Source organism: Streptosporangium subroseum, assembly GCF_900188345.1.
Taxonomy (GTDB): domain Bacteria; phylum Actinomycetota; class Actinomycetes; order Streptosporangiales; family Streptosporangiaceae; genus Streptosporangium; species Streptosporangium subroseum.
In genome coordinates this window covers 1-14,818 of sequence record NZ_FZOD01000005.1, presented here as the reverse complement: position 1 = coordinate 14,818, position 14,818 = coordinate 1, and the positions used below count along the sequence as shown (strand labels likewise).

The following is a 14,818-nucleotide window of genomic DNA, read 5'->3' as shown; positions in this document are numbered from 1 at the left end:
CCGTCGGCGTACGACTCATGGGACCTGTTTCTGGCTCGGCGAGGTGGTGGCAGCCGGTTCGGCGAGCAGCGTGCGGATGAGCTGTTCGGTCTCGTCGTAGCCGCCCTCACCGATCGAGACCTGTCGAACGGTGCCCGTGGCGTCGATGAGGAAGCTGGTGGGCCACGCCGAGACGCCGTAGTCGTTCCAGGTCGAATAGTCGTTGTCGAGCGCCACCGGGTAGTCGATGTTGAGCCGCCTGGCTCCATCGATCACGTTGCCGGTGTCGCGCTCGAACGTGTACTCGGGCGTGTGGACCCCGATGACCTCGAACCCGGCCGCGTGGTAGGTGTCGTACCAGCTCGTGATGTGCTCGATGGTTCTCTGGCAGTTGATGCAGGAGAAGGCCCAGAAGTCGACGAGCACGACCTTGCCCCGCAACGACCGCAGGTCGAGATCGCCGTTGCCGGGTGTGTTGAGCCATCGCTGGATGCCGGTGAGCCGTGGAGCGGTCCCGCAGTCCTGGAGCGTGTCGGCGTGCCCATCCCAGGCTCCCCGCACGCACGAACTCAATTCCTGACTGACCGGAGCGCCACCCGGGGCGACGACCGGCGCCGGCACCGCTCGCTCGATGCCCTCGCTGAGGGCCGAGGTGTAGTTCGGAATGGCGCGCTGTACGACATCGGTGAGATTGAACGTCAACCCGGCGGCCAGAGCGATCACCGCGATTCCCGCGCCCACACGCACCCGTCGCTGACGGCGGCGGAACGCCGCCGCCCGCTCGGCGATCGCACGACCGGCGAGGGCGAAGGCCAGGAGTGGAACAGCGGTGCCGACCGCGAACGAGACGGTCAGGACCACGGTGCCGATGCCGATGGTTCCCGTCGCACCGGCGATGGTGATGGCCGCGAGCACCGGTCCGGCGCACGGCACGTACACGGCGCCCAGCACGAGCCCGAGCACGAACCCGCTCCGGCCGGTGCCGACCTTTCGCTGGGGGATCCGCGAGAACGGCTTCTCCAGGATCGACTCGAATCGGGGAGAGATCATCCCGATGCCGAGCAGCACCAGTGCGATGATGCCCGCCCACCGGATCACCGTCTCCGGAATCGGGAGCGAGGACAGCACCAGCGTGCCGAGCAGGGTGAAGACGCTGAAGCTCAGCACCAGGCCTGCCACCACGAGGTACGGCCGGCGAGTGTCGCCGGCCCTCGACGGGTTACCGGCAGGAGAGAGTCGCGCTCCCTGCGCGCCGCCCGAGAGGAAGAGGACCGGGAGCACCGGCAATATGCACGGTGAGATTCCCGTGATCAGCCCTCCGAGCAGGCCCAGCAGGGCAAGGGTCGGATCCATCAGGCTGCGGCGCTCCCCAGTCCGGCCGGCTCGCGGGCGCCGTCCGCCCGGCGAGCGATCACCGGAAGGCCGGCGCCGAGCCGCGACCGCTCGACCAGGGCGGCGATCGTACGGCGGGGCACGCCGTTGAGCACATCGTGCCTGCCGCCCGCGAGCACGATGACCGTGCCGCCTCCGTGGCCCGTCGCCTCGTTCCATGCCTGAACGGGATTTGTCATGATCCGTGCCCTTTCTTTCGCGAGCCGGGTGAGACTCACGCACTGATGCGTCACCGGTTCAACTGGTGACGATCGTTGCGCACGAATGCGTCACCTGTCAAGATGGTGACGTGAAACACGTCTTCCTGAGCGGCGACCCGGCGCTCGACTTCGCCGCGACGCTGCGTTCGCGACGCGGCGTGCCCTTCGAGATGTTCACGTCGCCGGAGAGTCTCGACTCGTGGTTCCGCGAGTCCGGGGTCGTTGACGGGAACATCGGCTGCCGGCCGTCCGATGTCGAGGAGGCGGTGGCCGTCCGGGAGGCGATTTACTCGCTCGTCATCGCCAAAGTGACGAACGACCTTTATGACGAGGGCGCGCTCTCGCTCGTGAACCGCGCCGCTCGCACACCCCCCGCGATCCCGCAGCTCACCCTCACGGGGCGCCGGACCGAGGCCACCCCGGCGCAGGCGCTGTCGTCCGTGGCGCGGCACGCCATCGAGATCCTCAGCGGGCCGGAAGTGCCCCTGCTCAAGGAGTGCGCGAATCCCGAGTGCACGCGGGTCTACGTCGACCGTTCGCGGGGAACGCGCCGGGAGTGGTGCGGCATGGACCCGTGCGGCAACAAGATGAAAGCGGCGGCCTACCGCGCTCGCAAGAGAGGGGACCAACCGCGGCCGGACACCACGAACTAGAAGATGCCGACGCCATCACCCACTAGACATGATCACCGGTCTTTGACACCCCTGACGGATGCCCATTCCAGGGCGGCGATCGGGTCGGGGAGGCACGTCCAGGGCAAGCTTCCCTCCCGGTAAGGACATGCGCGGTCGGCGACGGTTGACGCATAACAACCGAATGGAGTATTTGTCCAAATACAGCCACCGTGCCGCTCGAAGGAACGGCCCGCATGGCCGCCCACACGTGCACGCACAACTCGGAACCGGGCTTCATGACGCTCGTTCCCGACGGGGAGCGCCCAACCGGCGCGTACGCCGGTGGCCCCGGCGCAGACTGGCGGCTTCGGCGAATCTGGCCATGCGCGTACCGCTCAGAGTGCTGAACGACGTGATTCAGCCCTTTTCCACGTTCTCGGGGTCGTCCCCGCACACGTTGCCCAAGGTGCCCGCCGCGGCGTGAGCCCTCCGCATCCCCTGGTGCTCGTGCGCCCTGCCGCAGATGCCCTGACATGCCGCCCGACATTCACAAGAAGGTCGTCGGCAGGAACGGCCAATCACCCGATCAAAGCGACAGAAAGACGAATACACCTACGATCGCGCCGGCTTTTCCACCAAGGAGAATGATCATGTCCGAAATACCGTCCGCGCACACGCGGCGCAGCTTTCTCGCCACTGCTCTGCTCGCCACCGCCGCAGGATCGAGTGCTTACAATCTCCTCTCCGAGCAGCCGGCCGCCGCGACCGCGGGTAGCCCATCGCCGTCGGCCGGAGACACCGCGATCCGTCCTTTCCGCATCAATGTCCCGGAAAAAGACCTTGTCGATCTCCGCCGGCGCATTGCGGCGACACGCTGGCCCGCCCGGGAAACGGTCGCCGATCGCTCCCAGGGGGTTCAGCTGGCAAAACTGCAGAACCTCGTGCGCTACTGGGGGACGGGCTACGACTGGCGAAAGGCGGAGGCCAAGCTGAACGCCCTGCCGCAGTTCGTCACCCGGATCGACGGACTCGACGTCCAGTTCGCGCACATCCGCTCGCCGCACCCGGACGCCCTGCCGCTGATCATGACCCACGGCTGGCCGGGCTCGGTCCTGGAACTGCTGAAGGTCATCGGCCCGCTCACCGACCCCACCCGGCACGGCGGACGGGCCCAGGACGCCTTCCACCTGGTGCTGCCCTCGATGCCCGGCTACGGCTTTTCGGGCAAACCGCAGGCCCCGGGCTGGAACGCCGACCGCATCGGGCTGGCCTGGGACGTGCTGATGAAACGCCTGGGCTACAACCGCTATGTGTCCCAGGGCGGCGACTGGGGCGCGGTGATCTCCGACAAGATGGCGCACCGGGCCTTTCCCGGACTGCTCGCCATCCACGTCAACATGCCCGCGACCGTGCCGCCGGACATCGCCAAAATCCTCAACAACGGCGACCCGGCCCCGGCCGGACTGTCCCCCGCGGAAAAGGCGGCGTTCGACTCCTTGGATGCCCTCTACAAGAAGAACAGCGGCTACGCCATCATGATGGTGACCCGTCCGCAGACCGTGGGCTACGGCCTGACCGATTCACCGGTCGGTCTGGCCGCGTGGATGTATGACAAGTTCGCCGAATGGACCTACAGCGGCGGCGATCCCGAGCGCTCGCTCACCCGCGATGAGATGCTCGATGACATCTCGCTGTACTGGCTGACCAACAGCGCGGTCTCTTCGGCGCGGTTGTACGCGGAGAACAACGAGAACAATTTCAATGCCGTGGACATCTCCATTCCCGCTGCCATCACGGTCTTTCCCGGGGAGATCTACCGTGCGCCCCGCAGCTGGGCCGAGCGCAGCTATCACCACCTGATCTATTTCAACGAGGTCGGCAGGGGCGGTCACTTCGCGGCGTGGGAGGAGCCGGAGCTCTTCAGCACCGAGATCCGCGCAGCGTTCAGATCACTGCGCTGACGCCATTCCATGGGGCGGCGAGTCGAAGTTCCTTCGTTCGCCCGCATCGGTCAGGGCTGTCGGTCCCGGACCGGTGGGGCCAGCTCGAAGGTTTCGACGACCTCGACGCAGGTGCCGTGCTCACCCATCACGCACAGGGCAAGGGTGCGGTAGATCTCGTCGAACGACTCCGCCGGGGGAAGCGGACCGGAGGGGACCTGCTGATCGCGCTGCTGGAACCGGGCCACGGTGATGTGCGGCCGGAACAGCTCGCCGATCTCGTCGTAGCCGTGCCGGTCAAGGTTGGCGCGGGCGACGGGGGGTGCGACGAGGCGGTGGGCGGCCAGCACGCGACCGACCGGGTCATGCTCGCGCAGCCCGACGCGCAGCGGGTCGAGCCCGGCGATGATGTCCTCCTGAAGCCGCGTGACCGCTTCGGTCTTGCGGTAGAACAGCTCGAACATACCTTGATCGTTTCCGGCGAAACGGTCGGCTTCGAGAGGAATCTCGAAGGTCCGCTCACTGACCCGTCCCAGTTTTTCCAGCACTGCCCCAAGCTGCGCCGACGCGAAATTCGCCATGTACAGCGAGATGTGCGGATACAGCCGGCCGGCCTGCAGGATGAATTCGGTCGGGGCCAATTCGGCGCACCATTCGCTCAGCCGCACCGAACGCGCGTTGACGTCCGCGCCGGGCAGGAGAACCGCGTCGTATACCGGAAGGTCTGACATGGCCCCAGTGTAAAGGGGTAACGGCTGATCTCCGGATGCGAATTCAGCTCAGCAACAACACGCCGACCACCGCAGGCAGCAGGCATATCGCAAGAACCGCACCAGTCAGCATGAATGTGAGGAGCGGCACTCGGACGCCCCGGCGGCGGCACCATTCGAACCAGAGCAGGGTGGCGAGCGAGGCCCATGGCGTGATCACCGATCCCAGATTGGTACCGGTCAAGAGGGCCAGCAATTGGTCGTGATTGGCCAGGGGCACCACCTGCTCACCCGCCACATAGGCGGGCAGATTGTTGACCACATTGGACAGGCTCGCACCCGCCGTGGCCGTGCGGACCAATCCGCCGAACCCCTCCTCGGTGCCGATGAGCGAGGTCATCAGATCGCTCAGGCCATGCCGCATCAACGTCGGCACCACGAGAAACAGCCCGGTGACAAAAACGAGCAGCTGCCACGGGATCAGCGAGAGGCGTAGCGATCCCCGATCACGGATCAGATAGGCGGTGATGGCCAGGGCGGCCGCGACGATCGCCGCGATCTCGATCTGCAGGCCCGCCAGAATGGCCGCGATGAACAGCACGCAGGCCACCGCGGTGCCCCAGAACAGCAGCGTGTCCTTGATCGGTTCTGGTTCCGCGGGCTCGTATCGGTCGGCGCCCCGCGCTCCCCTACGCCAGTAGAACACCCAGAGCAGCGCCATGGTGATCGCGATCGAGACCGTTTGCGGCAGCCACATGCGGACCGCGAACTCCGGCGCGGAAAGCCCCACCTTGTTCAGTGCCAACAGGTTCGTCAGGTTGCTCACCGGGAGCAGGAGGCTGGCGGTGTTGGCCAGCCAGACGGTGGTCATCGCCAACGGCAGCGGCGCGATCTTCGCCTTCGGCGCGAGCGCCAGCATGACGGGAGTGAGCAGGACCGCCGTGGTGTCCAGGTTGAGGAAGATCGTCGTGGCCGAGGCGAACGCGACGCACAGCAAGAAGAGTGCGGGATAGGCTCCCCGGCCGAGCAGCGCCAACCGCGCCGCGATGACGTCGAACACCTGAGCCTGTTTGGTCAATTCAGCCAGCACGATAACGCTGGCCAGAAATAACATAAGGGGAGCTATTCGCTCGACACTCGCCCGGGCCTCCACAATCGGCAGCAAACCCGTCAGCACACAACCAATTCCGGCGACAAACAGCGCGATGCGAATCCAATCGAGTGCGCTTGGCGCCAGTACGGCCCGTTTCCACAAGGGCACAGACGGTGGCCCCTGGTCGTCCACAGTTGAAAGTATCATGGCATCAATCCGGTGAGGGTGGGTGATACCAACGCCGTGGAGCGGCCAATGGAAATTTCATCAGCTATTCTCCCGCTGACGAACGCCGGGCGTCGTGGTCGGCCTGAACTTGAAGCAGCAGGATACCGCACGATGCCGAAGGTCCGGGGTTCCGCGCCCGGCACGAATTCGTCGACTTCATGGAGCGCGGAGCCAAAGAGAGGCCGCGATCGCGATCGCCCTTCTCATCAAAAACCATTTGGGCTCACGATTCGGAAAAGTCGAATGGCAGGCGGCGCTCCGTGCCAATCCGGATAATCCAGAAAACAAAACGCCCCGCCTCCGCCACACCTCGACGACACGATGGAGAAGGATCACCCGGCGGAGCCTCTGAGCGTGACGTCTGCCAGATGATCTCCCAAGCGGTTCGGTGGTGTCAGTGCCGGACCGTGACGACGATCTTGCCCACCTGAGCGTTGGACTCCATGTAGCGGTGGGCCTCGACGATCTCGGTCAGGTCGAAGGTGCGGTCGATCACCGGAGTGAAAGCACCCGCGGTCAGGCCGTCGTTGACGAATGTGACGGCCCGACTCAACCACTCGGGGTCCTTCGCCACGTCGAAGATGAGGAAGGAGCCGACGTTCAGCTCGGGGAAGCCCTGCGGGTCGGGCATGGGCCGGGGGTCCAGCATGCCGTAGATGACAAGATTCCCGCCGGGAGCGACGGTGGCGGCGATGGTGGCCGCGCCTGGGCCTCCGATCGGGTCGAACGCGGTACGGACACCTCGGCCGCCGGTGATCTCCTTCACCCGCTCGGCCAGGTCCTCCTCGTCGGTGACAACGACGTGAGCGGCACCGGCGTCCAGCAGTCGCTGCTTCTTGCCCCGGCTGCGAGTGGTCGCGATCGACACGGCTCCGATGCGGTTGGCGACCTGGATGGCGGCCAGGCCGGCACCGCCCGTGGCGGCGGTGATCAGGACCGCGTCACCCGGCCGGACTCCGCCGTCCGCGACGAACCCGCCGTACGAGGTGACGTACGCCATCCACACGGCGGCCGAGGTGACCGGATCGACCTCGGCGGGACGGTGCACCGTCGCTGCCGCCGGGACCAGCACGTGGTCACCGTAGGTGCCGTAGTCGGTCAGATCGAAGGCGGGCACGACGCTGACGGTGTCGCCGACGGCGAAGTCCCCCGCATCCGCACCTATGGCCTCCACCACGCCCGCGGCCTCGTAGCCAAGGCCGGAGGGAAAGTTCGGCTGATAGAAGTAGTGACCCCTGCGGAACATCACCTCGGCCCGGTTCAGGCCGATCGCCTCCACTCTGATCCGCAGCTCGCCCACCCCGGGCTCACCCACCTCCACCTCGCGCAGGGTGAGGACCTCCGGGTCGCCGAGCGTGTCGAACTGTACGTGAACGGCCATGTGCGTCTTTCCTCAGATCTCGCAGAAAGCAGGTGTCCGGTCCCATCGGTTGAGACCGCTTACGAAGGGTCAGTGCCCCAGGAAGTCGTTGACCTCGTCGGAGAGTGTTCTCTCACGAACGCGAGGAAACAGATCTGTTTCCTCGCTCGGTCAAGGTACACCGATCTGTTTCCTCAAACAAGCCGGAGAGGGACGCCAGCTGGCGGCCCGCCGCCGAAACACTGGAGGCGGGCCGGAGAACCAGGGTCAGGGCAAGAAAAACCCTCCTGAACCTTCAGGGTTCAGGAGGGGATGCGACGGCCGGGGAGCCGGCCTTCAGCGCGGCAGCTGGGCCTCGATGAGCGCCTGGGCGGCAGCGTGGCAGCTGCCGGGAATGGTGGTGTCGTGCACGAGGGCATAGGACATGCCACCGTCAAAAACCATCATGAGCTGCTGGGCGAGGCCATGTGGATCGAGAGCTCCGGCAAGAGCGGCCTGACGCGCGAAGAACCCCTGCAGCAGCAGCTTGTTCTCCACCGCCGTCGCCCGGGCCGGATGCGCCGCGTCCGCCAGCTCCGCCGCCGCGTTGATACAGGGACAACCGCGGAAGTCCGTCTCGAAGGACTTGTTCTGGAGCCCGGAGAAGACCGCGAGCATCCGGTCGCGAGGAGTCCGCTCGTCATCCTCCGACGGCACGACGCCGTCCAGGTACGCGGCGCCGGCGGCGACCAGGTAGGCGACCACGAGCTCGTCCTTACTGGCGAAGCGCTGGTAGAGGCTTCGCTTGGACACCCCGGCGGCCTCGCTGATCCGGTCGACACCGGTCGCGTTGATTCCCTCGCAGTAGAACAGCTCGCCCGCGGTCTTGAGGATCCGATCGCGGACCTTGTCGGGCCTGGTTTCTGTGGACACGCCAAAGAGTCTAGGTCTCCGATCGAACAATGGAAACAGATCGGTTTACCTTCACTCTGGCGCCGGGAGGCGCGTACTCGAAGTTCCAGGGGCGACGACCTCTGGAACTCAAGGGCCCGAAGACCGAGAGGCCACGGAGGCCTCTCGGTCGCCGAGATCAACGCTCGCAGACGATCCCGTCGCCGTCGCGGTCCTGGTACCAGCCATACTCGGCGTCGGTTCCGCGCCGGTACGGCCCATAGCCGGCGTCGTTCGCTGCCCCACACGTCGGGAAACGTGGATCGTTCCCACCCGACGGCGGGTCAGGGCTCGGAGCCGGAGTCGGAGTCGGAGTCGGAGTCGAGGTGGGCCGCGGGGTCGAGGCACCGACGACGTCACACTTGCCGGACCAGATACGTAGCCGCTCCCGCTGCGCCTTGACCTGCTCGGCGCGCATCACCTTGATGTACTTGTCATTTGACTTGTACAGCGTCGCCTTGCCGTATCCGTACCGGACGAGGTTGCGGTTGACGAACACGCCGCCGGCGTTCCACGCGTAGTACAGGGACTGGCCGTAGCGATCCTTCGGGTCCTTGTCCGCGAGCAGGTACGTCGTCTTGCCGACCGGCAGAAGCGCCACGGTGCGCTTCGTCGCCGTCTTGAACCAGCACTTTCCACGCTCGGGGGTATCGACTTCCAGGAGTCCAACGCGAACGATGGGACCGGTCCGCGTGAAGCGGACGTCGATCGTGTCACCATCCACGATCTTGACGACGGTGGCCTTCTTCGTACCCTTCGGCACGGCGGCGGCCTCGGCGGGCGCGGATACCGCCAGGGGGATGGTGAGAGCGAGGACAAGCAGGGACGCGCTGGCACTTCGTTTCATGGAGGCCCTTCACTGGGGTGGGGCCTCGACCGTAGCCACGTGAATCCAACTCGGGGCATTTAGTGACCAACCTGGAATTCGCGAGCACCTTTCACTTTGACAACTCCAGATATCCGCCGCACTCAGCCCGGTCTTCACACACCGTTGTACAAGCTGCGCCCCTAAGCATTCCGGCACCAGCCGCCGGCCTCGATGAGCTTCACGATCGCCCGCGCATCCGCCGTGCTGATCCGCGCTGTCCCGTCGAACCGTTGACGAGTCCGCTCAACCACCGCTGCCCGCTTCTCCTCCGCGAGGATGTCCAAGCAGGTGTTCCGTGCTCGATCAATTGAGCGCGTCCTGCCCAGCTCCCTGTCGATCTGCCCCAGCCCGTAGAGCAGGTCCTCCGCCTGGTCCGCGTCCGGCTCCGGGATCGTGGAGGTGGGAATCACCTCGGATACCACAGGCAGCTCGACCGTACTGATCGGCTTCACGGTCGGCCGGCCTCCCAGATACCGCCCGACCATGAACATCACCACCAGGGCGACGCCGAGCGCGAGGGCCGCTCGCACCCCTCGGCTCTTCCGACGCGGTGGCGGCGATGATGGCCCCCACCCGGACGATGAATGCGGGAACCGTTGCCGAGGTGGCCGGCGCTGCTGTGAGGGGTGCATCCGCGCACCATATGCCGCGTCTGATCTCCCGGTCGACGACCCCGCCCATCGGGTTCCGGCTCACTCCCGAGATGCCGCCGACGTCACCCGCCCCGGTATAGACCGGCTGTGACAACAACCCCCGTCGTTGCGAATCCGATACATGGCGGTATAGACCAAAACTTTAACTTCTGTTTACCCTAACAGCCTGAGACCCCCACATAAGGGACCTATCCGCCGCCCATGGCCGCCAACCGGTATAGACCAGCCACCCCCCAATAGCAAGGCGGTAATCGAGATGAGCAAGAAGATCGCCGGGACGGTCGGCCTCCTGGTCGCGTGAACTCCCCCACCACATCAGGAAGCTGCACGGACGCTGCAGCGTCGAGCGGGTTCGCCGGACATGTCCAATCAATGCCCGAACGCGGCCCGTGCTGGAGGTATGCGGTACCCCGATCTAAGGAGTGACGTGAAGATCTCGTTCCTGTCGGCGAAGCGCGAGCAGAGAGGGGGCCGTGGCGCAAGCCGACGGCCCCGGGCCCGCGCGGTCTCTGCTTTGGCAATCGGTGCGCTCCTCGCCACCTCCCTCACCGGTGTCATGGTGAGCACCGCGCAGGCCGGCACGGTGTCGACCTCGCCGGCATCATCACAGACCGTCCCCCTCCCGGTTTCGACGAGCACCACGGCCGAGAGCGTCAATCTCGCCCTCCTGCCGGGCGTGGTCGCCTCCGCCAAGTCTCAACGTATGACCAGTCCCGCCGCGACGTACGCGCCCGCCAACGCCATCGACGTCTTCGTCCACAACGGTTGGACCTCGAACTACGCGTCGGTCGGGGGTGGCTATGACCCGGCTCAGGACTGGTTCCAGGTCAAGCTGGCCAAGCCCGCCCCGGTCTACGAGGTGTTCAGCCGCTGGACGTCGCCGGCCAAGCCGACGGAGTACGACCTACAGGTCGCCACGGACGCCGACTGTCAGACGTGGTCGACGGTCGCCCACGTGGTGAATCCGAGCGACAAGGATTCCCAGGTGATCGATCGCAAGGATCCGATCTCCTGCGTCCGGATGCAGTCCCTGTCCACGAATTCCACGACCGGATACACGATCAACGAGTTCGAGGTGTGGTCCGGCCCCAAGCCGGCGCCGGTCGTGGGTCAGATCATTCCCGTGCCGGTGCAGCAGACGCCCGGCACCGGTCAGCCGTGGGAGCTCACGGCCAAATCCCGGATCGTGGTCTCCGGCAGTGGCCTCGCTGCCACGGCTGGAGTTCTTGCGGGCTACCTGCGGCCGGCCACCGGGTACGAACTCCCCGTGGTGACGGGTTCTGCCACCGCCGCCGATATCGCCCTCACCCTCGCGCCGGTGCCCGGCCTTCCACAGGGCAACGCGGTCGCCGCGGCCGAAGGTTACTCCCTCACGGTGTCACGTGCGGGCGTAAACGTCGTGGCCCCGAACGCGCACGGCCTGTTCAACGGCGTTCAGAGCCTTCGGCAGTTGTTGCCGGCGGCGATCCACTCGCCTTCCATCGGCGTGGGGCCATGGACGGCACAGCCCATAACGGTCGTGGACTACCCCCGTTACGCGCATCGAGGTCTCCAGCTCGACCCCGCCCGTAACTTCCTGACGGTGGCCGAAATAAGGTCCATGATCGACCAACTGGCGGCGTTGAAGGGCGACCAACTGCACCTGCACCTGAGCGACAGCCAGTCCTGGCGCCTTGAGATCAAGGGCTACCCGGCACTGGACGGCACCGGGTGCAACGGAGCGGGCTGCCTGGCGGGTTTCTACACGCAAGAGGACTTCAAGGGCCTGGTCAAGTACGCGGCCGATCGGTTCATCGAGATCGTCCCCGAACTGGAGGGCCCGGCCCATGCCACGGCGGCGGTCACGGCCCTGGGTGGCCGCGCGGTCATGGGGTGCCAGGGCCAGACCCAGACCGACCGGTTCTGCACCAATCCGAATGACCCGGCCAGTGCGCGGGCCCTCGCGTTCTGGAGAGACGCGATCGCGCAGCTTGCCGCGATCTCTCCCGCACCCATCATCCACATCGGCGGGGACGAGGCCATCGGGATGCCCCACGAGGACTACAAGTGGTGGATCCGGCAGATGGAGATCATCGTCAACGACAGCGGCAAGCGGATGATGGGCTGGAATCCGGCGCTGGAAGGATACGCACCCGGTTCCACCTCCATCAACCACTACTGGTCCGACTACACCGGCGGTGGGCCCGCTCTCATCAAGCCCGAGTGGTTCAACCAAGGCCGGGACGTCATCGTGACCCCGGAGTACAACGCCTATCTCGACTTCGGGTATGACGGCTCCCCCGGCAGGACGCCGCGGACGGAACTTCTCCAGTCCTACTCGTGGGACCCGGAATGGGTGTACGAGAAGTACCGGTCGGTCTGGGCTCAACCCGCCTACGGCGGGCCGAAGGCGGAGGACATCCTCGGTCTCGAGGCGCCCATCTGGGGCGAGCAGATGCGTGGGCTGGCCACGAACGAGTACATGGTCTTCCCGCGGCTGGCCGGAATCCTCGAAAAGGCCTGGTCCCCCAAGGTGCTCACCCAGGACTACGACGCGTATCGGCAGCGGCTCAGCGTGGCCGGACCCCGGTGGGCGTTCGCGAACGTGAACTTCGGCACCATCTCCCAGGTCACCTGGGGCACGGCGGCGATGGGGACGGTCGCCCGTTTCGGCGCGGACAAGACCCTGAGCAACGTGCCCTTGACGCGTATGACCGCCGGCTCGATTCCGCCCGGTAATGTCACAGCCGTGATCGATTGGGGCGACGGATCCCCGACGGAGCCGGCCGGCGTCACGGGGCGCGATTACGTGGTGAGCCAACGGCAGGGTAGAAGCCTGATGTCGGTCAGCGGGAGCCACACCTATCCGGCGGACCAGGTGTACCACGGAACCGTCACCTACAGTTATCAGGACCAGACCTGGGTCGTGCCGTTCACGGCGACCGGCGTCCCGTCCTGCACAAAGACGATCATTGGGTCCTTCTCCGGCCCGTTGACCGTCTCCTCTGGTGTCACGTGCCTCGAAGGCGCGACGATCACCGGACCCGTGACCGTGCGTACAGGTGCCGGGCTTTACGCGTCCGGATCCGAAGTGCGCGGCCCGCTGACGGCGTCCGGCGCCGTCGACGTCCTGCTGTGCGGCACCACGGTGTCCGGGCCGGCCACCCTGAACGGTGGGACGCGAGTCTGGCTCGGCAACCACAAGGGTGACTGCGCACCGGCGACGATCAAGGGCCCGGTGACGGTCACCGGCGTGACGGGTCAGGTGACGATCGACGGCTCGACGGTCAGTGGCCCGCTCGTCCTGCAGAACAACAGGGCGACGACGATCGTCGCCGGTAACCACATCGGCGGCCCGCTGTCGTGCGCGGGGAACTCCCCCGCGCCGAGCAACGACGGCCGGCCCAATACCGCGTCCGGCCCGAAGTCGGGGCAGTGCGCCGGGCTATAGCCGGACGAGATGACCGGCCGAGGCATTAAGCCCAGCAGGTGAACGCCGGTCACGGCGGCCCTCCCGATCTCACGAATGCGGGAGGGCCGCCGTGACCGGTCAGGAACGGGCGGCCGTTCATCAGGCGTACGGGTCGCCGGGCTCGCCGGTGAGGGCGTTGAAGCGGGCGAGCATCCTGCCGACCAGCCGGATGTCCTCCGTCGGCCAGGTGGCCAGGAGTGCGTGGAAGCGCTGCCTGCGGCCGGACCTGGCGCGGTCGAGCCGTTGCCGCCCCTCGTCGGTGAGGTCCAGCAGGTGGGCGCGGCCGTCCACCGGGTCGGGCTCGCGCTCGATCAGCCCCAGCTCCTGCAACACCTTCAACTGACGGCTGATGGTCGCCTTGCCGACGCCGAAGTAGGCGGCCAGGTCGGTGGAGCGCGCCGGAGCGACCTCGCAGATGCGCACCAGCAGACTGTAGGCACCGGCCTCCAGCCCGGGGTGCACCACGCGGCCTATCTCCGCGGACAGCGCGCGAGAACGCCGGAAGAGCACGCCGAGCTGGTGCTCGACCGCGCAGTAGGCTTCGAACTCCTCGCTGGAGGCGGTCGCCGCTGTCTTGGCCATCGTGATCCTCCTTCCCGGCTCCCTGCCGGTTCGGCGTCGGCTCTTGGGGTTGGCCGCGTGAACGGTCAGGACGACGGCGGGAGTTCCCCTTGGACCGCCTGGATGTCGAGTTCGACCTTCAAGGTGGCTCCGATCAGGGAGATGCCCGCCTGCACCACCTGGTTGTAGTTCATCGCGAAGTGCTCGCGGTGCAGCTCGGTGGTCGCGCGGAACGCGGCCCGCAGGCCGCCCCACGGATCGGGGCTCGTGCCGAGATAGCTTAGATCGAGGTCCACCGCCCGGGTGATGCCGGCCATGTGGAGCTCTCCGCGCAGCGTCCACCGGTCCGGACCCGCCGCGGACAGCCCGACGCTCCGGTAGAAGATCGTCGGATGCGTGGCGACATCGAGGAAGTCGGCCGAGCGCAGGTGGTCGTCGCGCGTGCCGTTGCCCGTGGTGATCGACACCGCGTTGATCGCGGCCGCGACGCTGGACGTCTCGGCGGTCGCGCCGACGTCGATCCGGCCGGAGAACTCGGTGAACCTTCCCTGCACGCTGGACAGCCCGAGGTGCTGCGCGGTCGCGGCCACCTTCGAATGAGCGGGATCGATGGTCCACACGCCGGGCGGCGGCAGTTCCACACCGCCCTGCCGGGCGAGCACGAGGACGCCCAGCTCGGCGGTGCCGGACGTGGTCGCGATCGCCGTCGAGGCGATGGGTGAATAGCCGACCGCGGTGACGACGACGGTGTAGACGCCGGGCGCCAGCGGAGCGGTCATCACCGCGCCCTCGGCGTCCGCCTCGGCCCGCACGACCTGGTTGCCGTACCCGTCGGTCAC

The 14,818-nt window shown here is 66.7% G+C and carries 13 protein-coding genes; 3 read left to right on the top strand and 10 right to left on the bottom strand.

What is annotated here, in order from left to right:
* Positions 1 to 15: 15 nt before the first annotated feature.
* Together CHC08_RS06700 and CHC08_RS06695 are read right to left on the bottom strand one after the other, a co-directional pair.
* On the bottom strand, positions 16 to 1,332 hold the full coding sequence (locus CHC08_RS06700; protein ID WP_089206304.1) for a cytochrome c biogenesis protein/redoxin: 1,317 nt from the start codon (positions 1,330 to 1,332) through the stop codon (positions 16 to 18).
* Positions 1,332 to 1,550, bottom strand: a complete 219-nt coding sequence (locus tag CHC08_RS06695; protein ID WP_089206303.1) for a hypothetical protein — start codon at positions 1,548 to 1,550, stop codon at positions 1,332 to 1,334. The genes CHC08_RS06700 and CHC08_RS06695 overlap by 1 nt, the downstream gene beginning before the upstream one ends.
* Positions 1,551 to 1,660: 110 nt before the next feature.
* Here CHC08_RS06695 and CHC08_RS06690 point away from each other — a divergent pair, with 110 nt between their 5' ends.
* Together CHC08_RS06690 and CHC08_RS06685 are read left to right on the top strand one after the other, a co-directional pair.
* Positions 1,661 to 2,224, top strand: coding sequence for a CGNR zinc finger domain-containing protein (locus CHC08_RS06690; protein WP_218825146.1), 564 nt, complete (start codon positions 1,661 to 1,663; stop codon positions 2,222 to 2,224).
* 611 nt (positions 2,225 to 2,835) lie between these two features.
* Positions 2,836 to 4,146, top strand: a complete 1,311-nt coding sequence (locus tag CHC08_RS06685; protein WP_089206530.1) for an epoxide hydrolase family protein — start codon at positions 2,836 to 2,838, stop codon at positions 4,144 to 4,146.
* Between the two features lie 50 nt (positions 4,147 to 4,196).
* Here CHC08_RS06685 and CHC08_RS06680 read toward each other — a convergent pair whose 3' ends face one another.
* From CHC08_RS06680 to CHC08_RS06655, 6 genes are all read right to left on the bottom strand, one after another.
* Positions 4,197 to 4,793, bottom strand: coding sequence for a hypothetical protein (locus CHC08_RS06680; RefSeq protein ID WP_143653127.1), 597 nt, complete (start codon positions 4,791 to 4,793; stop codon positions 4,197 to 4,199).
* A gap of 106 nt (positions 4,794 to 4,899) precedes the next feature.
* Complete coding sequence (locus CHC08_RS06675) at positions 4,900 to 6,120, bottom strand: ArsB/NhaD family transporter (protein WP_245878171.1); 1,221 nt, start codon at positions 6,118 to 6,120, stop codon at positions 4,900 to 4,902.
* A 430-nt stretch (positions 6,121 to 6,550) separates the two neighbouring features.
* A complete protein-coding gene (locus tag CHC08_RS06670; RefSeq protein ID WP_089206299.1) occupies positions 6,551 to 7,537 on the bottom strand; it encodes a zinc-dependent alcohol dehydrogenase family protein in 987 nt (328 codons plus the stop codon).
* A gap of 315 nt (positions 7,538 to 7,852) precedes the next feature.
* A complete protein-coding gene (locus tag CHC08_RS06665; protein ID WP_179281923.1) occupies positions 7,853 to 8,428 on the bottom strand; it encodes a TetR/AcrR family transcriptional regulator in 576 nt (191 codons plus the stop codon).
* Positions 8,429 to 8,585: 157 nt separating this feature from the next.
* Positions 8,586 to 9,293 carry a thermonuclease family protein gene (locus CHC08_RS51280; protein ID WP_089206297.1) on the bottom strand — a complete coding sequence of 236 codons (708 nt, stop codon included), beginning with the start codon at positions 9,291 to 9,293 and terminating at the stop codon, positions 8,586 to 8,588.
* A gap of 161 nt (positions 9,294 to 9,454) precedes the next feature.
* A complete protein-coding gene (locus tag CHC08_RS06655) occupies positions 9,455 to 9,844 on the bottom strand; it encodes a hypothetical protein (protein ID WP_089206296.1) in 390 nt (129 codons plus the stop codon).
* Between the two features lie 637 nt (positions 9,845 to 10,481).
* On the opposite strand from CHC08_RS06655, the gene CHC08_RS06650 reads away from it, so the two are divergent.
* On the top strand, positions 10,482 to 13,397 hold the full coding sequence (locus CHC08_RS06650; RefSeq protein WP_179281922.1) for a family 20 glycosylhydrolase: 2,916 nt from the start codon (positions 10,482 to 10,484) through the stop codon (positions 13,395 to 13,397).
* A gap of 120 nt (positions 13,398 to 13,517) precedes the next feature.
* Here the strand turns inward: CHC08_RS06650 and CHC08_RS06645 are convergent, their stop codons facing one another.
* Positions 13,518 to 14,000 (bottom strand): MarR family winged helix-turn-helix transcriptional regulator, encoded by a 483-nt coding sequence (locus tag CHC08_RS06645; protein WP_089206294.1) that lies wholly within the window; start codon positions 13,998 to 14,000, stop codon positions 13,518 to 13,520.
* A gap of 65 nt (positions 14,001 to 14,065) precedes the next feature.
* Positions 14,066 to 14,818, bottom strand: a 753-nt coding sequence (locus tag CHC08_RS06640; RefSeq protein ID WP_143653126.1) for a YceI family protein, incomplete at its 5' end; no start/stop codon positions are given.